This window comes from Mesobacillus maritimus, from assembly GCF_044803185.1.
In the GTDB taxonomy this organism is placed as follows: domain Bacteria; phylum Bacillota; class Bacilli; order Bacillales; family Cytobacillaceae; genus Mesobacillus_B; species Mesobacillus_B maritimus_B.
Genome location: NZ_CP085225.1, coordinates 2855071 through 2875459, shown reverse-complemented (window position 1 = coordinate 2875459; position 20389 = coordinate 2855071). Strand labels below are relative to the sequence as shown.

Here is a 20389-nt window from a genome sequence, read left to right as displayed (position 1 = left end):
GCTTCAATTCATTTAAATGGGGGAATGGGGAAATGGATAAAGTCGTCATTATCACAGGTGCCAACTCTGGGATTGGCAAGGCAGCGGCCTACAGGTTTGCGGAAGAGGGATACAGGGTCGTCATGGCTTGCCGCAATCTTGAAAAAAGCAAAAATGTCCAGCAGGAAATCATCGAAGCAACTAATAATCCACAAATTGACCTTCTGCAGCTGGACATCTCTTCGATTGTGTCCATACACCAATTTCATTCTTCCGTGAAGGAAACCTATCCAAAGCTCGACATTCTCATCCATAATGCAGCCTTTCTGAATCATGGCAATAAAAACTACCAGCTGAGCGGTGATGGAATTGAATTGTCTTTCGCCACCAACGTCGTCGGTCCTTTCTTGCTGACAAAATTGCTGGCGGACCAGCTGGCGAACTCGGACGATGCGCGGATTCTCCATGCCTGCACGACCAATATCCGACATTTCTTTGACCCGAAACGAAAAATAGAATTCGACAACCTCCAGGGAGAATTCGAGGACAACCGCCCCTATAGCACCTATAAGATGTATGGCGACTCCAAGATGGCTTTGGTGATGCTTACATTCAAGCTGGCGGAAGAACTGAAAGACAGACACATATCTGTCAACGCCATTCAGATTTCGGCTATCAAACTCTCGAAGGAGACCATCCAAAAGATGGAATCAGGCTGGAAAGTCGCCGCAAGAGTCCAGAACCTGTTCAGTGCCCCACAGGAAACAATGGCCGACACCTATTTCCATCTTTGCACATCAAATGAATTCAAAGGAATCACCGGTAAACTGATCAACGCCAAGCGAACCATCATGCAGCCATCACATTATCCTGACACCCCAAGAGAACAAATGAAGCAATTTTTCGACCAGACTGTCTATCCAAAATACGCAGCCAGCGAACGAAACATGGAGCTGGTATGGGAGTTATGTTCAAAATTAACCGCCGTTGAGGTGTGATTAGAGGATCAATTACCATTGACCAACGAGATTAACCACTCAGCATCCTTCGTGGTGCTTTTTCTTATGTTATGAACTTCCAAGATAAGTCAAAATAAAAATTAACCTGATAAAAGCAAAAAGGTTTTATCAGTTGGAAGCAAAATTGAAGCAGGAGAACTGCCCCATGCTTCTATGTGCTCATTTACGGAAATAATTACTCAACATCCGATCTCCCTATCCCAACCACCATCGATTCCACCAATTCTTCTCTAACCTTCGTAATATGCTCCTCCATCAATTCCTTCGCTCTACTCGCATGACCTGAAGCAATGGTAAGATAGATTTCCTTATGTTCCTCCATCGTATCTACGTAACGAGACGGATCCATAAAGCGATGATTCTGAGTCGCTTTAATCGTATCCTCCATATGTCCCCTTAGGGTATCCATCAATTCTATGAAAATCGAATTATGGGTGGCCTCTGCAATTCCAATGTGAAAATCGAGGTCCGCTTTTAGACCAAGCTCTGGATTCTGTTTGGACAGAGCCATATCATTCAAAGCTGTACTAAGTTTTTCTAGGTCAGTTGATGTGACTCTCTTTGCTGCAAGATAGGCGGCTTCCACTTCTAATGCACGCCTGAGTTCGAGCATTTCATAGACTAGTGGGTTTTCTGATTTCACGGCTGTAATGATCTCTTCTTTTCTAGATTGGAATGCAGGGACTTTAACATAGCTTCCGCCTCCATGCCGGATTTCAATCAGCCCGTTCAATTCCATAGCCCTTAAGGCTTCCCTTATGGTTGTCCGACTGACATTGAATTGGCCTGCCAATTCTCTTTCTGAGGGCAGCCTTTCACCCGGTTTAAGATTTCCTGCCAAATAGCATTCTGTCATTTTATCTACTAGGACTAGATAGGTCTTTTTCCTCTCCACCATTCACCGTAACCTCTTTTCAAAATAGGCCTTATTAAACTGTTCTAAATGTAACAAATATTAAATCTATTAAGCAAGACTTAAAAAAAGAATAAAATAAATAATTGAATTCTTCTGATAAGTTAGTATAATTAACTTAACTTGTTGGACCAATTGCATCATTGGTTTGACCAAATTTTTTAGTAGAAGAAAGTAGGAGTAGAGGATGGAAACAACTAGCGCCAACATCGTAAATGCTTTAAAAGGGGTTCTGTCTGAGGAGCAGATAACAGAAAATCAGACAGTAAGAGAATTGCATGGAAGGGACGAATCCTACCATAGGGAGAGTCTTCCCGATCTTGTTGTTTTTCCAGAAACAGCACAGCAGGTCAGTGAAATTGTGCAGCTGGCAAACAAATATAAGGTTCCAGTCGTTCCTTTTGGATTGGGATCCAGTCTTGAGGGACATGTCATCCCATACGAAAATGGCATTACGATTGATTTTTCATTAATGAATAAAATCCTGGAAGTACGCGAGAATGATTTCCTTGTAAGAGTCCAGCCTGGTGTGACTCGCACGCAGCTGAACAAAGAATTAAAAAAATATGGGCTATTTTTCTCTGTGGACCCTGGGGCTGATGCTACGCTTGGAGGAATGGCGGCAACCAATGCAAGTGGAACGACTTCGGTCAAATATGGAGTCATGCGTGATCAGGTGCGGGATCTCGAAGTGGTTGTGGCAGATGGGTCCATCATCCATACAGGCAATTTAGCCGCTAAGTCTTCATCGGGATACCATTTGAATGGGTTATTCGTTGGTTCAGAGGGGACGCTTGGCTGCTTTACGGAACTGACGTTAAGAGTATACGGAATACCAGAACATGTAATGGCGGCGAGAGCTTCTTTCCCTTCATTGAACGATGCAGTGGAAGCAGTTGTTTCCATTTTACAGGCAGGTGTTCCGATTGCTAGGGTGGAGCTAGTTGATGAAACCTCTATGAAGCAGGTGAACCTGTTTAGCGGCACAAGCTATAAAGAAAGCCCAACCCTATTTTTGGAGTTTCACGGCAATGAAGCAGGCTTGAAGCAGGATGTAGCGTTCACAAGAGAAATTGTCGAAGAGCATCATTGTCTTGATATTGAATTCGAAACAGATAATGCAGCGAGAAATCGTTTGTGGGAGGCCAGGCATAATCTTGCTTATGCTTATATTCACGGCCACCCAGGGAAGAAAATGATGGTGACGGATGTCTGCTTACCAATTTCAGAACTTTCTGGCGCGATAAGCCATGCAAGGGAAGCAGTCGATTCGCTGGGACTTCCTGGAGGAATCGTGGGGCATGTGGGGGATGGGAATTATCATGTTCTCCTGATGATTGATATGAGTAACCCGGAAGAAATTGCTAGTGCTGAAAAGTTCAATGAACAAATTGTCCTTTATGCCCTAGAGAGAGACGGAACCTGCACGGGTGAGCATGGCGTAGGGGTTGGCAAGCAGAAATATCAGCAACAAGAACATGGACAGGCTCTTCAGGTAATGGAAAAAATCAAACAGGCGCTTGATCCAGACAATCTTTTTAATCCAAATAAAATTTTAAAGACAAAAGAAAGAGGGTGAAGATATGAAGGTATTAGAAGCAATCAGTACCCTTGCAGGAAAATATTTTGCCGTTTGGGTGATCTTAGTATCAGCTATTGCCTTCATGATTCCAGACCCATTTTTGGGGTTAGGGGGTTATATCACCATCCTCCTTGGTGTCGTTATGTTTGGTATGGGGCTTACATTGAAGGCGGTCGATTTTAAAATCGTCTTTACCAAACCGCTGCCTGTTTTTATCGGTGTTTGTGCACAATTCTTAATCATGCCGCTTGTTGCTTTCTCGATTGCGAAACTTTTGAACTTGCCTGCAGAATTAGCAGCCGGCTTGGTTTTGCTTGGCTGTGTACCAGGGGGAACAGCCTCTAACGTTATGGTATTTCTGGCAAAGGGAAATGTACCACTGTCCATAGCCATGACTTCCATTTCAACTCTATTGGCACCGATTATGACACCGCTCATTCTCCTTTTGTTGGCAGGACAATGGATGCCGGTTGATGCGGTTGCCATGTTTAAGTCTATTGTACAGGTCATCATCGTTCCCATTGTTTTGGGTCTGATAATCAAGAAATTTTTCCCGGTGGCAGTGGAAAAGAGCTTATCGGTTTTACCGCTCATTTCGGTAACGGCTATTATCACGATTGTAGCCGCAGTCGTATCAGGTAATTCAGCAACCATTGCCACATCCGGACTGCTGATTTTTACTGCTGTCATGCTTCACAATGGATTCGGACTTTTGCTAGGCTATTTTGCAGGAAAAGCGCTTGGACAGGATGAAGTCAATCGAAGAGCCATTGCCATTGAAGTTGGTATGCAGAACTCCGGTTTAGGCGTTGCGCTCGCAACGGCACACTTTGGACCATTGGCAGCACTTCCAAGCGTACTCGCTGCTGCATGGCATAATATTTCCGGGCCGATTCTTGCGACATATTGGTCGAAAAAACCTGCCGTTAGCAGGGAGGAAGAGACGGTGGATCGTTCGGTTGAAGTGAAAATATAAAACCTATTAAGACCTTACAAGTTTACTATGGTGGAGAAACGAACCCATGCTTTTTGCACTTTCCATTCTGGAAGTGTTTAGAAAGTATGGGTTTTGTTTTTTATAGTTTTGTCAATTAATGGAGGTTTTTTTTAAACTCTTAGGGTTGTGTTAGGCAATGCAACTAAATATTTTTGAGCACTGTACTCAAAAGGGAATTTCTGTAATATTTATAGATGGATAGTGTTTTGCTTACAATTCAATATTGAAGGGGGTAAAGGAACATGAACAATGTTGTGAATCGGCTTTTGTATTTTGCCATTCTCGGTGGCCTTCTTGTGTTTGTAAGTGGAATTCTTTTTCAGCTTGACCAAGAACAATTTGGGGCAATATTCAATCTAACTGGGACCCTATTTACTTTACTAGGCTTGGTAGGCTTATACCTATTACAAGCAAAAGAAACAGGTGTTTTTGGATTTATTAGCTTTTTCCTCTTCTTTGTAGCGTTGGCTTTAGTAGTTGGTGTCGAATGGATGGCAACGTTTGTGATGCCGGTAATTGAAAATATCGCTCCAGAAATGTTGGAGTCAGAACCACCCTCACCAATTCGCGAAGGGTATATGATTACATTTTTGCTGTTATCCATTAGTGCTGTATTGTTTGGAATCTTGTCTGTAATTAAAGGTGTGTTAGCAAGAATCCCATCATTAATATTAGCTGTTGCAGCAATCATTGATTTGCTACCAATCGGAATTCCTCTTAGCTTGTTCTTATTCGGTTTAAGCTTTGCCTGGCTTGGATTTAAAGGTCTCAAGAAGGAAGTGGAGAACTAAAGCAAAGGGACGTACCCTCCGCTCCTTGTTGATAACTGGGAGTTGGAAAAATTAAGACCAATTGGCCCAGAAGTGGAAAAAGTAAGGCTTGATATTTTTAAGTAACACTTCAGGTTGAATAGAGTTAGAGACCGATTTTTATAAAATAAATAATGAAAAGAATCAGCAGAGGAAAATCTGCTGATTTTTTTGGATTAAGGGTCAGACCGTACGGCCAAGCAGGGGCGAAACATATAAGCAAATGGGAGCAAAAGATAGGATATGCTTATCAAGGATAGTATAAAACCTTCCTTTTAAAAATACACTCCGGTTCTTATGAGGTCTTGTATGCTACCATCATAATTGATTCGTAGGATCTCTTGAACCGAACTCCGATACCGTTGCGCGATGGAATACACAGTATCTCCTGGGCGGACAGTATAGATGTAAGTTTTCCTCATGATGACTGGCACAGTAATCACTCCATTTAATGGGATGGTTATACTGAATCTGTTTATATGTATTTTTCAATAAAAAAAATATATGTTGCCGTCCACTTTAGAAGGTTTTTCCTGCAAGACTGTTTGCCGTTCGATTCATATGGGACCAATCTCTTCGTAGGTCTGACTCATGTTTGCGGTAGCTTGGTGAAATATTGTTTGGCCGAAACTGAACATTAGAGGAATAAATTAAGAAGCAAAGTGACTAAGCTTTGCTTCTTTTGATTATAGGGGGGAGCCGTTGGTAGGAAGTGTTGTTGTGGAACAATAATGTGAAACATGATTATTTGAGTTTTGACTGTATTCAGTTATGTTTTATAAATCTTTGTTTTTAGAAACATAAAGGATTTTTGAAAAAGTTCTTTTAAATGAATTTGTCCTTTAACTAGCTCATAATCGGCTTCAAATTGATCTCTATCACAAGGGTATTGTTCTCCGTTTTCATCTGTAATTAGATAATCTCCTGGGAGCCCCTTCATTGTACCATTGGATGTTTCAACTGTAATAGATCTTGTGAGCTTAACAGCTTCAACAATAATGGGTTTTTTTCTATACTTAGGCAATGGGCATCAACCTCCTTTCCTTTACAATACTAGCCTATGTTAAAACGGGTGAATGTGTTTAGGCTGAGAAACTTAGGATCAGTGAACTTGTTTCCTGCAAAAGGAAACATGCTAAAAATAGGAAACTAAGAGATTTACATACGCTGTCGATTAGACGGAGCTTATTTCTTATTTATAAAGTTTTATAAAATATAGTAAAATATGGAATGAAAATGAATCACCTTGCCGGGGAGTGGCCTAATGGATGAGCAGAAACACTTTTTTGCGAGCAACGGGAACTTAACCGGTGTGGAACTGATTAACCTTAGTAAGGGGAAAATCTTAGCTGGAGAGGTCAGTCCCAGGTAATCGTGTAGTGGAACTGACCGTAATCATCCATTCTCTCTGGCAGATAATCCTATTTTAATGAGAGATGAATCAGGGAAATTAAAGAAAATATAACGACTGAACCTATTGAGTATGTGAGCGATCCCCTTTGTTTGTACCCCATTTACGTAAGATCGCCCATGTAATTAAGCTTAAAAGAATTAATAAACTTTCTAATGAAAAAATGTACCAAGGATAGGGACCAAGCAAATCAAATAGACTTGGGCTTTTAGGTTTATGGCGTAGAAACCAGTAATTTCCGTTTGCATGTTTATTAACAAACATAATAATTGGCAGAAGTAAATTAATAAAAATGATCTGTTTTATGGTAGTTCCGAGTGTTGGGGAATACCTTTTGGCCCACATAAAATATAAGCTCACCCACACAATCACCAAATGCGTATAGAAAAAGTGAAAAAATCGAAAATGTGGAAAGTCATAGGTTAAAGCAGGAGTAAATATTGCTTGGTTTGCACCCAATATAGCAATAAAAAATAATAGTTCAAAAATCACTTTTTTCTTGGTCAATAGTAAAATGACGCACAATATTAGACCGATATTACACAATTCCAAGGGTAAGGAACGACCTATTTTCCACACACCATTCACATACATCCATAGTTGATTTGTTATTTCGAACAAAATCAACGAAATGGCTACTCCAATTTCTGTCCTTCTCCATTCCTTATCATTCCATTTTTTAGAACGAATGAAAATAACAACTGTCATTAAAATATAAATGGCTAATATAACCAAATGGCTTTGAGCATACATATTAAATTCAAAAAACTTATTACTCCGGCCAAACCAGCCCAATATTTTCAACCCCTAGTAAATTTTTTATATCAAAACAATGAAGAATGAATCGAAAAAAAAGAAACCATTACAAGAATTAGTGGTTATATTATTTCCTTTAAATTCCTAATTATGATTTTTTTGAGGGGTATTTATCTGAAATTGTTCTTATTGGAGTCTGTTGGTGGTAGACGTTCTGTGTCAAGCCGGATCCCGTAATTTATAGCAAAAAAGATTCGAAGTTCCCGTTTCTCGGGTTGTGACATGTACTGCAATCATTAGAGATGGTTTGTGTTCAAAAAGGTAAAAACACCAAAAATTTGTCTGATACATAAGGATAAATGAGTTGAACTTTTTGATAAGGAGGTCATGCCAAATGTATGAAGACTGCGTACAACCATTTTGTGCACAAACAACTGATAAAGCACCCATGTTTGTGGCGGAAGCTTACGACAATGTAGAAAAGAAAATGAAAGAAATTCGCCTAGAAAGCTATCGTGGAAAATGGGTGATTCTATTTTTTTATTCGAGTGATTTTACTTTTGTTTGACCGACAGAATTGGCAGCGGTCGCTGCTATTAATCCTAAACTGAGGGCCCTAAATACCGAAGTACTTGCTATAAGTACTGACAGTGTCTATTCTCATAAAGTTTTTACGGAGGTGTCTCCTTCCGCCTCTCAGGTGACGTTTCCACTATTAAGTGACCGAACTCAGAAGATTAGTAAAGCATACAGAGTGTTTAATGAAAAAACTGGGGCTACATTTAGAGCAACCATTATAATCGATCCAGAGGGTACAATTGTTACCAGGTTCGTAAATCCACCGGAAGTTGGTCGAAATGTTTACGAGATTTTAAGAATAATTCAAGGAATACAATATGGCAGAAAGACCGGGGAAGGAGTCCCTGCTAATTGGGTACCAGGTCAACCCGGAATTATTAGGGATCCAAAGTACATTGGTAAAATTTGAGGGCTATCTAATAATCGAATTTTAAATAAATAGTAACTCTTGGCACACAGTGGTAATTAACCAGTGTGTGTTCTGTATTGCGTAACATTTATGTGAAACAAGATTATTCGGGGTGTGACAGGTACTTCAACTTATAATGTCCCATAGCAACACTAAAAGAAGCTTCAGCACATTGCCGGAGCTTCTTAAGATTATTTGTTAAACTTCTCCGGAAACTGCTTCACAACTCCAGAAGAAATAGCATCGGCCATTAAGATTATATGTGTAACCCCTTCATCAATCGAAACAATTCTTGCTTCCCAATCTTTTTCTAAGCTTGCTGATAAATCATTTGTTACTAATTCCAGATGCATATATAAAGATTCTTTTAGATCTTCATTTTTTAAATGAGGATTAGCACCACTAAGGAACGCCGCTATATCATCTGCATTTCTATACCATTCTTTGTTTAGTTGATTTACTATGTTTTCTTTCCCGTTTTTAGCTGCATCTACAATCTTTCCGGCAATAACAATATGCTCCTTAAGCAAATCCGTAAGTTTGTTCCCGGCTTTCTCACCGTATAACGGCTTTATAGCATTACCAATATCCTCCTGATTTTTTAGAAGCCTTGCTAGAACCTGCATTTGATCCTCTGCTCCTGCTGTTGTTGAACTGGTGATATAATTACTTGTCCACAATACATGATCAATCCAAAGTCTCCTGAATTCATTTTTAAACTTTACCTCTGATTGGCTGATACATTGTTCTTGTGTTTCGGCTTCGGCACTAAATGACCCTGCTAACATAGTTATTAGAAATATCAACGTCATTCCCGATATCAATCCTTTTTTCATCAAGCCTTCTCCTTCCATAATGAAAAGTTTCCTTTTTATTATTGGTATAGGGGATTATTTCATTCCTTGAACTGTAAGAGTTATTATTTTAGGAAATTACTGGTGTCAGGTACCTTCGAGATAATTGGATGGTGCCTGACACCCATTATGGTACTTCCTATCTAGTTTAAGCGCCCGTCCCAGCAGGGCTGTTATCTCAGATTTGTTACTTCAATACATACAGGGTTCTAAATACATTTGACACTTTTGTTCTTTTATATTTTCTAGCCTTATTAAATGTCCAAAATCAACTTCCTTCTGTGGAACACTCTTGAAACGAGATTTTTCAGGTTGTCACAGTGACTTTGTTCCAGCTCTTCTTTAAATTATTCATACTGTGGATTAGAAACGATGCATAAGGAAAAACTACACCTGTTTATATTTAGATTTGATAAGCCATACAGTGCTCTGAAAATGAAAAAGTTCATTATCCTTAAAAAGCCCTATCTATGAAGGCAAGTAACTGCTTGGACTCGTTCCAGTAATGTACTTGTGAGTGCTTATTTAATTTGCTAAAGGAGATGTTTCAATATGAGACAGAATAGGAACTCTACCTCAAAAAATAAACGGATTATAAGTGAAGAAACAGCAATTAAGAATACGAATGCAGATCAGGATGAAGCAATCCAAGAAACAGCTAATCAGACGGCACTGGAGGCTGGAAAAAGGTTTAGTAGGTAGGGTTAAAAAGAAGTGAAAGAAATGTACCCACCTTTTCACATCAATTTAAAATTATTTATCTAATTTTATGTAAAAACTCCAAAATATACAAAAGGGAGTGATTTGATGGCAAAGACAAAATTCGATTCCAACGTTCTTCCTATCTTAGAAGATAAAATTCAACTAATAAAAACTGAAAAGGGGGCAATTTATTTAGTAGGTCCAATTAAGCTACCTGTTAATTTGTATGGAGAAACCGCAGAATTTAAATGGTATTGCTGGCTAAATTGTGACGAAGTAACGGAGGATTTTGAAAGGATTATAAATAAGTTATCCTCTGTCAATTTAGCTGAACTTCAACAATCGAGTGTTCTCACTTATGGCGACTTTGAATATGGAGATGATGCGATTATTCGTATGCATTCGATTTGTCATACAGGTGATATTTTTGGTAGTAAACGATGTGACTGTGGGTTTCAATTAAAACAATCTATGAAAATGATTGTTGAACATGGTACCGGGGCATTATTTTATTTAGCTAATCATGAAGGAAGAGGCATTGGCTTATTCAGTAAAGCAATGGCTTATATCCTTCAGGAAAATGGCTTTGACACAGTGGAAGCAAATCAAGCACTTGGTTTTGTCGATGATTCAAGGAATTACAGTGATACTGTACAGGTATTAAAAGCATTGAGAGGGAAACCGGTTACTCTCATTACCAACAACCCCAAGAAGGTGGAAGCTTTAAAGAACTCGGGCTTACCTGTATCAGGAAGAGAACCGTTATGGGGCGATGTATCAGAGTATAATGAAAGATATCTTGAAACAAAAATTAATCGTTCAGGACACATTAGAGATGAGGATACCTGTTGCAATGACTAATCTCAAGGGTTCGATTCGTTAGTTCAATAATTTATCGTAGGTATATTTTGGGTCAGTCTCTTGACGAAGTAACGCTTAACTTCGTCAAGAGACTGACACTCTTTTTTTGTGTGTTTGTTGTATATGGTACCTAATTTATGGTCCTTTGCTGAATTTCGGGATATTTGAGTTACTCTTCTCTTTGGGAGAAACGCCGGATCAGTCTAGATGTTTTTCATATGTAAAAATACAGATTCTTTTATAACAAAGATCTTAGTACATAATGAAGACTTTTCAACCATTTTGGAATAATATGGTATATCATGAAATTAAAAGAAATTCCAGTAATGTATAAGGGAGGATATGGATTTGACAGTTCCAACTATTTTAATCCCTGGAATACAGGGAACGAAACTCGTCAATGCAAACACACTGAATTTTGATACAATCTGGTCAACTTTTCAGAGCAAATATGAAACAATTTATGATCTTGCTTTAAAGCAGGATAGTCGTTTTGAAGTCAACCCAAAATGGATTGTTGAACGAAGTGATATAGAGGATTTGCCTTATCGAGAAGCGATATACATCCTTGAGAATAAAACGAAAATGCCTGTTTATATTTTTGGTTATGATTGGAGAAAATCATCAGCAGAAACGGCCAAGGAGTTAACTGCTTTTATTGAGTATCTCAAGGAAAAACTGTCGGTCAACCGGTTCAATTTTATTACGCATAGCTTTGGAGGAATGATATTTAACTGTTATTTAAAGAGTTTAAGAGGGAACTATGATGTTATCGACCATGCCGTTATGGTTGCTTGCCCATTTAAAGGAACAGTCAAGGCTTTGTATGCTCTAACAGTTGGAGAAGGGGGGATTCCGTTTCCACTATTTAATTCAAATGATGAATTCCGCAAGGTTGCCCGAACGTTTCCTTCCGTTTTTGAGTTATGTCCTACCTATAAGCATGCCATTATATTTGAGAATGGAACAGATTTTAATTTATTTAATCCAGACCATTGGCAATCGAATATCGGGAAGGATGACAGAGCATTGTTCCTAGATCGGGTGAATCATATCAAAACATTTTGGGATAGACAAAAGCCCGAGATGGTGAATTTAAGCAGTCTGCCGGAAGAAATCAGAGAAAAATTCCTAATCCTTGCAGGAGTAGGAGAAGAAACAAAAGAGAAGGTCATTGTAAGACCATATAGCCCTGACCGACGGGCAACCAATTTCTTTGATTTTGAGCACTCAGATGTAGAGGGTGATGGTGATGGGACTATTCCACTAGCAAGCGCTGCCACCTATAAAAATGACATCCTAACACTTGCTGTCAGGAAGAAATGGAGTAACCTAGCTATGCACGCTCTATTCTTGAATGATGGGAGAGTCCAAACGTTGATTACAAGATTTCTATTAGATAGAACGACAGAAAACGCTGGTCCACCATGGTGGTCCGTCCTTGATGATTCGGTTAGAAAAGTAAGATAACATAGGTACGATACCTGCGTTTCTGTTGTTCGGTGTGTTTGCTGAACTTCTTGCATTTGAGTTATTTAATTCATTTCGGAGAATCACCGGAACCGTCCGGTGTTTACTCCATAATCATTCACCTAGTAGACTATATTGAAACTCCCATATTTCACTATTGTTTAATTCATTCAAGGAGAGTTCTAAATTGTTTCCCAGAAAAATCGTTTCTCCGTTGATAGCGACTACCATCGCCTCATTGGTATGATCGCCACCTCGCTTTTTATATACATCACCAATATTCGGCATTTCACCTTGGATACTTTTTGCAGGTTGATCAGACTCGTTGCCCGATAAATCATCCACTGCCAGATTGCTATCAAAATAATCTATAGGGTGACTATCCTGATCGCGACCCAGGACCATTAAAATATATTCGCTATGTTTAACCCCATTAGACTTATTTGTGATAACGCCTTTGGGTTCAACAGACGATACAATCTCAATTTCGTTTAATGAATAGTGATCCATGTAATCGGGACTTGGATTCGTAATTAAGATATGATCCCCTTCTTCAGCTTTTTTATCCTTGTTAAGTGTATAGGCCTTATGGTTGAAAATAAAGCTGTCAAGATGTTGGGGTTTATATATTTCCACTTTTGAGGCATTGGTTAAATGCTGCGTTAAGTCCTTCAACCTGACAAGATGTACGGACTGTTTGTATATGGGCTTCACAGAATATACCCTGTGTAACTCGTTGTTAAAATAAACAAATTGTCCCTTTCTTACTTGGTACAGTTTCATTAATACCTCTCCTTCAGATCGTTCAACTTTTAAAATGCTAAGTAAATTCATTAAATAATACCTGACATTGGATAACTTTCCCCTGAATTGGGATGATTATTACCAGCTTTTTTACTACTTTCCAAAATTTTCTTTGGTTTTTATATTTAATTTGATTAGAGGTGATTTTTGGGGACTGACCTACTTATAGGTTGTTTTTGTGAATATACTATGAACGAGAGTATTCGGGTGGTGCCAGGCACTCCAATTTTTATGTGATGATCCAATTCAACATTGACTCAATATTCAATGATCAATTAAATAACATTATCTGAAGTCGTTAATTTCATTTCTGGTAATGAACATAGATAAATTACATATACCTATATATAAATACTTGTACTTAATTAGTGACAGGAACTGAAACTAAAGTTGCTTATGTTGTGTAAATAAAACGGGGGAGAAGAGATGCAATTCATTAATAATCTACTTCTGGATATGGGACTAGATCCTAGAGTAGTAGAATATCTTTCGGTTGCAATCAAGATACTACTAATAGGGATTTTCTGTTTCGTAGCAAATTTTATTTCGAAGAAAATCGTAATCAGGATCATTACTCGTATCGTGACAAACTCCAAAGTTAAGTGGGGTCCAATCATTTTGGAGAGAAAGGTTTTTCGAAAGTTATCCCACTTTGTTCCTGCGATCATTATTTATTCATTTTCTTCACCTTTTCCAACCCATCAAGCAATCATCGAGAAGTTTGCCATTGCCTATACGATCATCGTAGGGTTAGTGTTTATACAACAAAGCTTACTAAATGCATTTAATGATATATATCAAACCTTTGATATATCCAAGGTGAAGCCTATTAAAGGATATATTCAGGTGGTTAGCATTATTATCATGACTCTCGGTTTCATTTTAATTGTCTCGAACCTAATAGGAAAGAGTCCTCTTATCCTATTAAGTGGTATTGGTGCTCTCTCGGCCGTTTTGATGTTAGTATTTAAAGATTCGTTGCTAGGACTAGTGGCAGGAATTCAGTTGACGGCCAATGATATGGTTCGGCTTGGAGATTGAATTGAAATGCCAAAGTATGGAGCAGATGGTGATGTAATTGATATTTCATTAAATACCGTAATGGTTCAAAATTTTGACAAAACGATTACGATGATACCGAGTTATGCCCTTATTTCTGATTCATTTATAAACTGGAGAGGGATGCAAAGCTCAGGCGGCCGACGAATCAAGCGCTCTTTGTATATAGATACCAGTAGTATCAGGTTTTGCACCGAGGAAATGATTGAAGAATTTGTAAAAGTTCATTACCTTTCAGACTTCATTATTCAAAAAGAAATGGAAATTGCTGAGTACAATGCGATAAATGCAATCGATCGAAACAATCCAGTGAATGGAAGGGCCCTAACAAATATCGGTGTTTTTAGGGATTATATCAGCAATTACCTCAAGAATCACCCCAGAATCAATCAAAATATGACTTTAATGGTTAGACAGCTGGGACATAGTGAACACGGATTGCCTCTAGAAATTTATGCATTTACCAATGACGTACAGTGGGCAGCGTATGAATCTGTACAATCTGATATCTTTGACCATCTATTTTCAGTTGCACAAGAGTTTGGACTTAGAGTATTCCAGAATCCATCTGGGACTGATTTAAGAAATATGGTAGAAGAATCAAGCAACAAAGCCTTGATTGGCCAAAGAAGTTATTGAAATAATCAATCACCGTAACAAAACCGACTGTTTAAATAACACAGTCGGTTTTTTCTGCGGGTTCTGGGGTCAGTCCCCCGGTGCAGTAAAGCGTTACTCAAGTGAGGGTCTGCCCCTTTTTTTAGAAAATTTATGGCCTAGGGCGAAGCTAATGATCCGTCGCTATGCTGCAATGTTGTGGAACATCAATGTGAAACAAGAAATGTCGGGTTGTCACAGTGACTTTTTTCAAATTATCAATAAACTTTTGTCCAAAATTAGGATGTTTAATTACTTTGTCCAATCATATATATATCATCAACATACCCTATTATATATAAGATGTAGACTGCCGTGGATGTCTAAAAAATATATCATGTGATCAATTTTAATGAAAGGATATGGTAATATGCATATGTTTGGGTATGTTACAAATTTAATTTCAAATAATGTTTCGGTCATAGACACTGATGCATCAAGTCCGACTTTTAACACAGAGGTTGATGTTGTGCCGTTAGGAGGAGATTTTGCCCCCCTTGCGATCGCAATTACTCCAGACAGTACCCGTGCATATATAGCAAATATTGACGCAGATAACGTTTCTGTTATCGACATTAACCCGACCAGTCCGACTTTTAACACGGAGATTGATGTTATACCTTCGTCAGGGAATGGTCCTGTAGGTGTTACAATTACACCAGATGGGACTCGTGCTTATATTTCAAATAATTTATCTAGCAACGTTTCCGTAATAGATACAGATCCAGCAAGCCCCACTTACAACACAGAGATTGAGCTTATACCGTTACCACCTAACACTGGACCTTTTAATCTGACTGTTACACCAGATGGGACCCGAGTTTATGCTGTCAATAATGGCCCAAGTGGTTCTACTTTTTCCCCAAATAGTGTATCCGTGATTGATACAAATCCAGCAAGCCCCACTTACAATACAGTGCTTGATATTATACCGTTGTCTGGAGTGGATCCTTTATTTATTGATATAACCCCTGATGGTACTCGTGCTTATGTAACAAATATCACCTCTAACAACGTTTCCGTGATCGATACGAATCCTGCGAGCCCAACATATAATACAGAGATAGCTTTAATCCCTTTGACAGGAAATAGACCAGCTGGTATAGTCATCACCCCAGATGGCACACGTGCTTATATTGCTAACAATTCATCAAACAATATTTCCCTTATTGATACGGATCCGACCAGCATTACCTATAATACTCAAATAGGTTTAATCCCGCTAACTGGAGTCAGGCCTAATGATGTTGCGATAACTCCAGATGGAGCAAGAATTTATATAACCAATCAAAGCACGAATAATGTTTCTGTAGTCGATAGTAATCCGGCAAGTCCCACTTACAATACTGAGATTGATAGTATCCCACTAAGTGGAAGTAGCCCCTACGGAATTGCTATTATGCAAACGCCCCCACCGCCGCTTCCCACTATTACGTTGAGTACTGGGGCTATTTATCGGCAAACTCCTTCAACAACATATTATACGGTCAAGTATTTAAATAATCATCCAACTGAGAGTGCCATTATTGAAGTACAAGGCTTCTTTTTACCCCAAGGAGGTAGCAAACAAGCATATGTTCATGAACTATTTAGCCTTGCTCCGAATGAATCTTTTTCCAAACTGTATTTTATTCCAAGTGATTTTGTAGAATTTCAGTTTGGAATAGGAATAGTAAACCCAGATTACGTTCTCGTATCTATCTGGCCTCTAGATAGTTTCCAAAATCCTATTAATGCCGAACCAATACTTGCTTCGGATTTAGTTACTATTCCAAACATAACGCCCAACGTCCCTTAATTTACAGTGTTCCGTAAGATACTCTCCATAGGAGGAAGGGGTACTGAAAAAGGATAAGATAAGAAAATAAATTAATCAGTATAAAAGGATCTTTCAGTTGAAGATCCTTTTTCACTCTTACAAGGATAATTACAATATCACTAGCGTTGCATTAATTAAATCAGGGGATTTGAAATACTAACGTAAGCGTAAAATAATAATTATCTTATGTGAAGGTGGGCATTATTTTACGCTTACGAAGTAGTTATCTTATATAGCATACTTTATTATTATATTTCTATGTATTTCCTGATATTCGTCACAGTGACGACCAGAACGACCCGAAATTTGTCGAAGCTGGAATCAGAAAGGGAGTAGAAGCAATTCTCGATAGAGTATGCGTTACTTTTTTGAGGGACTGACCCTATTTTCTTTAAAATAACAATTTTCTTTTTTATACATTTACATAATATGGTTTTGGTCTAATTGTAGTAGACTATTACAAAATGAGTGGGTGGGGCAAATTTGAATAAAAAGTTAGATGTATTTGTATCTTCAACCTATCTAGACTTAAAGAATGAAAGACAAAAAGCTGTTGAAGGGATTTTAAGGTCTAAGCATATACCTGCTGGAATGGAATTATTTATACCAAGTGATAAAACTCAATGGGAAATAATTAAAGAATGGATTAGAGACTCTGATATATTAATATTAATTTTAGGTGGTAGGTACGGTTCTTGTGAACCAGAAAGTGGAAAGAGTTATACCCATCTTGTATATGAGTTTGCTATTGACAAGTCACAGTGACTTGTCAAGGGTGGCAGAGGTCTTGAAGAAAGCATGGAGATGTTAAAGATTCTTGAAGCAGCAGGCGTGGATGCGCTAGATATTGATGCTGGATCCTATGAAACGATTGATTATATCTTCCCGCCGTCCTATTTAGGGGATGCTTGCATGGAATATGTGTGTGACCCAGCACGAAATGCGGTAGGTATTCCGATTTTAAATTCGGGAAATCATACCCCGGAGTCAGCAGTTAGCCTGATTGAATCTAAAAATGCGGACTTTGTCATGTTTGGGCGTCCGCTCATTGCCGACCCTGATCTCCCGATAAAACTTCTAGCAGATATGCGCGAAGATGTTCGTCCATGCATTCGTTGTAACGAAGAGTGTATTGGCAGAATTGCTGGTCGTCTGACGAAGCTCAGCTGTGCGGTAAACATTCAAGCCTGTAATGAGGCTCGATATGAAATTAAACGAGCAACCACAACGAAAAACGTTGTAGTTGTTGGTGGAGGTCCTGCTGGAATGAAAGCAGCTAGAGTCGCAGCTCTTAAAGGGCACTCTGTCACTCTATACGAAAAGCTTCACACTTTAGGTGGTCAGGTAACGAGTGCTGCAACGCCTACGTTTAAAAATAAGCTTCGTGAACTTATTGATTGGTACGGGATTCAACTTGATAAGTTGGGTGTAGAAATTAAATTGAATACAATGATCCAGGAAGATGATCCAGCACTTGAAGAAGCTGATCAAATTATCGTTGCAACTGGTGCCGTTCCCATAATGAATTTGTGTTAACCGGTTGCATTGAACAAGTCTATGAAGAAGGAGCATTAGGGGCTTGGGGTCAGACCCAAAATTTTCCCGCTAACTTGAACGGCTGCAGTTTTGCCGCACAGTGGCTGTTAAGCGGTATGTTTTTTGTTTTGTGGAACATTTATGTGAAACAAGATTATTCGGGTAGTGACACAGGCACTCCAAATTTTGAAACCATAGAAGTATGGTGTTGATAGAGTTGTCTTATGTAAGGGTGAGTTTAATGGAAGATATAAATTTAAAAATGGTTGATAACGGGTTAGATTTCATCTTGAAATCCCTTGATACTATTGATAAATCTGATGAAGATTTAAAGTATTCACTTCTTAATTTACATGCAGGAATTCAATTAATGTTAAAAGAGATACTTTATCAGAAAGATTGGGCACTTATCTTTCAAAAGATAGCGGATACTGACATAGATAAGTTAAGAAACGGGGATTTTAGTAGCGTTAACTATAAAAAGTTAGTCAAAAGGCTAAAAGATGAATGTAATTTAGAACTCGATAAGAAATTGAGCGATAAATTGAATTGGCTAAAAAAAGAAAGAAATAAAGCGGAGCATTATCAATTTGTAGTTTCCTCTGATGTACTTAAGTCTAATATTGTACAGCTATTAACGTATCTAATACCGTTCCTAAAGACAGATATGATTGAGAAGGGGTATTTCGGCTCTGATGATGATAGGTTTTCCCAAATTAAAGATTATTTACATACATTTGATGCCTATGTAAATGAACGACTAAAATTAATTGTAGATGAGGTAGATGAGATTGATGTTCCTTTGCAATGTCCAGCATGTTCTCAAGAGACTGTAGACTTTATTGACGAGACAGATGCATTCTGTCATTTCTGTGATGAACAAATCGAAAATTTTGTAGATGAATACATTTACCATTTTGTAGATAGATACAGTTCTATAAAAGATGGTGGAGAAGACCCGTTAATGGAATGTCCTAGTTGTGATTATGAAACTTTCATATGTCTTGATGGGTATCAGTATGTATGTCTATCTTGTGGGGTAAAACCGACTCAAGATGATTTAACAACTTGCTCAGGACCAGTATGTGCATAAAAGATTGTATACAGAAGGCAAAGTATTGAGGACGAATATGAACCTAGTTTTTGTGAACTTTGTCTGGATTATTTTAAAAATGCGTAAAGAGGGGTGAATTAATATGACCGATAAATTAAAACGTTATTTACCAGAAAATGTTCCTGACAACCTATTCACTCAAAACAAGTTAAACAGAATGGGATTAGCACCAACCTCAGAACATGTAGCGTTGGTATCATACCCTGAGCAAAAGCGTGAGTATAAATTGTTTGATATTAACAATACGAGGAAGCGTAAGAAACAGCAGGGTTTTTCTTTAGTGGAGAAGGATTTAACTGTGGAACAGGTTCTAGAGGGACGTAAGCGTGAACTTGAAGTGAGGAAAGGTCAGTTGGGGTAGAGGAGGTTTAAAATGGTTCAAAAGTATAATAGGAGGATAAATTGAAGGAACGATTTAACCAATTCATCTCATCCAAAGTTACTAGGGAAAATAAGACTATTATTCAAAACTATCAATAGAAGATTTTGTGGATATAAAAACCACATTAAGTGTTATTAACAATATTATCACATAAAAACGACAATCCGTTTTATGGGGTGGTTAAGAAAACACTGTTCTTATGTAGATAAAAACTATCAGATTTATTTGGATGAGGTATTGGGAGCGAAGCCAAGTGGTAATGGTTACGAGATTATGGTGACTGGTGACGTTAATATTTTAGCTGAAATCAAGTGTAATAAGCCGATTAACAATGGATTTAAGTTTGGTTCTGCACAGAGGAACAGTATTATTAAGTACATTCAAGGTTTGCTTGAAGGTAAGTCAAAGGTAAACTTTGACCCGACAAATGCTTATAAATTTCTTGTAATCTATGATTTTGGTGATCATACGTTAAAAGCTACATAGCACTTAATCAAGAACATCCCTACTGAATATAAGAGTAAAGTCGAATTATATGCAAACCATATTCAATTGAAGTTGGATAAGGTATATGTCGTTTTTATCAAGTAATGATGTTTTAAAAAACAAGTTAATTTAACGGGTTTGGAGGGAAACATGGATTTAAACAATTTAATTGCGACCATAATTACTTCAAC

At 38.2% G+C, this 20389-nt stretch carries 20 protein-coding genes and 1 pseudogene; 15 read left to right on the top strand and 6 right to left on the bottom strand.

Translation table 11 applies throughout. The features are described 5' to 3' along the window. The first annotated feature begins 32 nt into the window (after positions 1 to 32). Positions 33 to 977, top strand: coding sequence for an SDR family NAD(P)-dependent oxidoreductase (locus LG336_RS13845; protein WP_404328101.1), 945 nt, complete (start codon positions 33 to 35; stop codon positions 975 to 977). A gap of 196 nt (positions 978 to 1173) precedes the next feature. Here the strand turns inward: LG336_RS13845 and LG336_RS13840 are convergent, their stop codons facing one another. After that, positions 1174 to 1896: a FadR/GntR family transcriptional regulator gene (locus LG336_RS13840; protein WP_404328100.1), complete on the bottom strand. Its 723-nt coding sequence runs from the start codon at positions 1894 to 1896 to the stop codon at positions 1174 to 1176. A 202-nt stretch (positions 1897 to 2098) separates the two neighbouring features. On the opposite strand from LG336_RS13840, the gene LG336_RS13835 reads away from it, so the two are divergent. The 3 genes from LG336_RS13835 (at position 2099) to LG336_RS13825 (ending at position 5281) form a co-directional block, all read left to right on the top strand. Then, entirely contained in the window at positions 2099 to 3490 is a 1392-nt protein-coding gene (locus tag LG336_RS13835; protein WP_404328099.1) for an FAD-binding oxidoreductase, read from the top strand. A 4-nt stretch (positions 3491 to 3494) separates the two neighbouring features. Further along, positions 3495 to 4469 carry a bile acid:sodium symporter family protein gene (locus LG336_RS13830; RefSeq protein ID WP_404328098.1) on the top strand — a complete coding sequence of 325 codons (975 nt, stop codon included), beginning with the start codon at positions 3495 to 3497 and terminating at the stop codon, positions 4467 to 4469. Between the two features lie 263 nt (positions 4470 to 4732). After that, complete coding sequence (locus tag LG336_RS13825; RefSeq protein WP_404328097.1) at positions 4733 to 5281, top strand: hypothetical protein; 549 nt, start codon at positions 4733 to 4735, stop codon at positions 5279 to 5281. 293 nt (positions 5282 to 5574) lie between these two features. Here LG336_RS13825 and LG336_RS13820 read toward each other — a convergent pair whose 3' ends face one another. From LG336_RS13820 to LG336_RS13810, 3 genes are all read right to left on the bottom strand, one after another. Beyond that, entirely contained in the window at positions 5575 to 5721 is a 147-nt protein-coding gene (locus tag LG336_RS13820) for a LysM peptidoglycan-binding domain-containing protein (protein ID WP_404333162.1), read from the bottom strand. Positions 5722 to 6068: 347 nt separating this feature from the next. Beyond that, positions 6069 to 6323, bottom strand: coding sequence for a hypothetical protein (locus tag LG336_RS13815; RefSeq protein WP_404328096.1), 255 nt, complete (start codon positions 6321 to 6323; stop codon positions 6069 to 6071). Positions 6324 to 6773: 450 nt separating this feature from the next. Next, positions 6774 to 7505 (bottom strand): TIGR02206 family membrane protein, encoded by a 732-nt coding sequence (locus LG336_RS13810; RefSeq protein ID WP_404328095.1) that lies wholly within the window; start codon positions 7503 to 7505, stop codon positions 6774 to 6776. Positions 7506 to 7860: 355 nt separating this feature from the next. Between LG336_RS13810 and LG336_RS13805 the strand changes: the two genes are divergently transcribed. After that, positions 7861 to 8454 carry a peroxiredoxin gene (locus tag LG336_RS13805; RefSeq protein ID WP_404328094.1) on the top strand — a complete coding sequence of 198 codons (594 nt, stop codon included), beginning with the start codon at positions 7861 to 7863 and terminating at the stop codon, positions 8452 to 8454. A gap of 191 nt (positions 8455 to 8645) precedes the next feature. On the opposite strand, the gene LG336_RS13800 is transcribed toward LG336_RS13805, so the two are convergent. Further along, positions 8646 to 9290, bottom strand: coding sequence for a glycosyltransferase (locus LG336_RS13800; protein ID WP_404328093.1), 645 nt, complete (start codon positions 9288 to 9290; stop codon positions 8646 to 8648). A gap of 570 nt (positions 9291 to 9860) precedes the next feature. Here LG336_RS13800 and LG336_RS13795 point away from each other — a divergent pair. The 3 genes from LG336_RS13795 to LG336_RS13785 all read left to right on the top strand — a co-directional run bounded on the left by LG336_RS13795 (position 9861) and on the right by LG336_RS13785 (position 12341). Next, positions 9861 to 10010: a hypothetical protein gene (locus LG336_RS13795; RefSeq protein ID WP_404328092.1), complete on the top strand. Its 150-nt coding sequence runs from the start codon at positions 9861 to 9863 to the stop codon at positions 10008 to 10010. 105 nt (positions 10011 to 10115) lie between these two features. Next, entirely contained in the window at positions 10116 to 10871 is a 756-nt protein-coding gene (locus LG336_RS13790; protein WP_404328091.1) for a GTP cyclohydrolase II, read from the top strand. A 348-nt stretch (positions 10872 to 11219) separates the two neighbouring features. Next, positions 11220 to 12341, top strand: a complete 1122-nt coding sequence (locus LG336_RS13785; RefSeq protein ID WP_404328090.1) for an alpha/beta hydrolase — start codon at positions 11220 to 11222, stop codon at positions 12339 to 12341. Between the two features lie 114 nt (positions 12342 to 12455). On the opposite strand, the gene LG336_RS13780 is transcribed toward LG336_RS13785, so the two are convergent. Next, positions 12456 to 13124 carry a hypothetical protein gene (locus LG336_RS13780; protein ID WP_404328089.1) on the bottom strand — a complete coding sequence of 223 codons (669 nt, stop codon included), beginning with the start codon at positions 13122 to 13124 and terminating at the stop codon, positions 12456 to 12458. A gap of 447 nt (positions 13125 to 13571) precedes the next feature. Here LG336_RS13780 and LG336_RS13775 point away from each other — a divergent pair. The 7 genes and pseudogenes from LG336_RS13775 to LG336_RS13745 all read left to right on the top strand — a co-directional run bounded on the left by LG336_RS13775 (position 13572) and on the right by LG336_RS13745 (position 20198). Beyond that, positions 13572 to 14843, top strand: a pseudogene (locus LG336_RS13775) (mechanosensitive ion channel family protein). A 370-nt stretch (positions 14844 to 15213) separates the two neighbouring features. Continuing rightward, positions 15214 to 16659: a beta-propeller fold lactonase family protein gene (locus LG336_RS13770; protein ID WP_404328087.1), complete on the top strand. Its 1446-nt coding sequence runs from the start codon at positions 15214 to 15216 to the stop codon at positions 16657 to 16659. 504 nt (positions 16660 to 17163) lie between these two features. Then, positions 17164 to 17445 (top strand): DUF4062 domain-containing protein, encoded by a 282-nt coding sequence (locus LG336_RS13765; RefSeq protein WP_404328086.1) that lies wholly within the window; start codon positions 17164 to 17166, stop codon positions 17443 to 17445. 39 nt (positions 17446 to 17484) lie between these two features. Further along, positions 17485 to 18216: an FAD-dependent oxidoreductase gene (locus LG336_RS13760; RefSeq protein WP_404328085.1), complete on the top strand. Its 732-nt coding sequence runs from the start codon at positions 17485 to 17487 to the stop codon at positions 18214 to 18216. Between the two features lie 241 nt (positions 18217 to 18457). Continuing rightward, the gene (locus LG336_RS13755; RefSeq protein WP_404328084.1) at positions 18458 to 19309 is read left to right on the top strand and encodes a hypothetical protein; all 852 of its coding nucleotides are present in this window, start codon (positions 18458 to 18460) and stop codon (positions 19307 to 19309) included. A 103-nt stretch (positions 19310 to 19412) separates the two neighbouring features. Next, a complete protein-coding gene (locus tag LG336_RS13750) occupies positions 19413 to 19691 on the top strand; it encodes a hypothetical protein (protein ID WP_404328083.1) in 279 nt (92 codons plus the stop codon). A 192-nt stretch (positions 19692 to 19883) separates the two neighbouring features. Continuing rightward, the gene (locus tag LG336_RS13745; protein ID WP_404328082.1) at positions 19884 to 20198 is read left to right on the top strand and encodes a hypothetical protein; all 315 of its coding nucleotides are present in this window, start codon (positions 19884 to 19886) and stop codon (positions 20196 to 20198) included. The last annotated feature ends 191 nt before the right edge of the window (positions 20199 to 20389 follow it).

Coding starts and splice junctions, on each gene's coding strand:
- LG336_RS13845 (WP_404328101.1), top strand. CDS start 33: ATGGATAAAGTCGTCATTATCACAGGTGCCAACTCTGGGATTGGCAAG.
- LG336_RS13840 (WP_404328100.1), bottom strand. CDS start 1,896: ATGGTGGAGAGGAAAAAGACCTATCTAGTCCTAGTAGATAAAATGACA.
- LG336_RS13835 (WP_404328099.1), top strand. CDS start 2,099: ATGGAAACAACTAGCGCCAACATCGTAAATGCTTTAAAAGGGGTTCTG.
- LG336_RS13830 (WP_404328098.1), top strand. CDS start 3,495: ATGAAGGTATTAGAAGCAATCAGTACCCTTGCAGGAAAATATTTTGCC.
- LG336_RS13825 (WP_404328097.1), top strand. CDS start 4,733: ATGAACAATGTTGTGAATCGGCTTTTGTATTTTGCCATTCTCGGTGGC.
- LG336_RS13820 (WP_404333162.1), bottom strand. CDS start 5,721: ATGAGGAAAACTTACATCTATACTGTCCGCCCAGGAGATACTGTGTAT.
- LG336_RS13800 (WP_404328093.1), bottom strand. CDS start 9,290: ATGAAAAAAGGATTGATATCGGGAATGACGTTGATATTTCTAATAACT.
- LG336_RS13795 (WP_404328092.1), top strand. CDS start 9,861: ATGAGACAGAATAGGAACTCTACCTCAAAAAATAAACGGATTATAAGT.
- LG336_RS13790 (WP_404328091.1), top strand. CDS start 10,116: ATGGCAAAGACAAAATTCGATTCCAACGTTCTTCCTATCTTAGAAGAT.
- LG336_RS13780 (WP_404328089.1), bottom strand. CDS start 13,124: ATGAAACTGTACCAAGTAAGAAAGGGACAATTTGTTTATTTTAACAAC.
- LG336_RS13770 (WP_404328087.1), top strand. CDS start 15,214: ATGAAAGGATATGGTAATATGCATATGTTTGGGTATGTTACAAATTTA.
- LG336_RS13760 (WP_404328085.1), top strand. CDS start 17,485: ATGTTAAAGATTCTTGAAGCAGCAGGCGTGGATGCGCTAGATATTGAT.
- LG336_RS13755 (WP_404328084.1), top strand. CDS start 18,458: ATGGAAGATATAAATTTAAAAATGGTTGATAACGGGTTAGATTTCATC.
- LG336_RS13750 (WP_404328083.1), top strand. CDS start 19,413: ATGACCGATAAATTAAAACGTTATTTACCAGAAAATGTTCCTGACAAC.
- LG336_RS13745 (WP_404328082.1), top strand. CDS start 19,884: ATGGGGTGGTTAAGAAAACACTGTTCTTATGTAGATAAAAACTATCAG.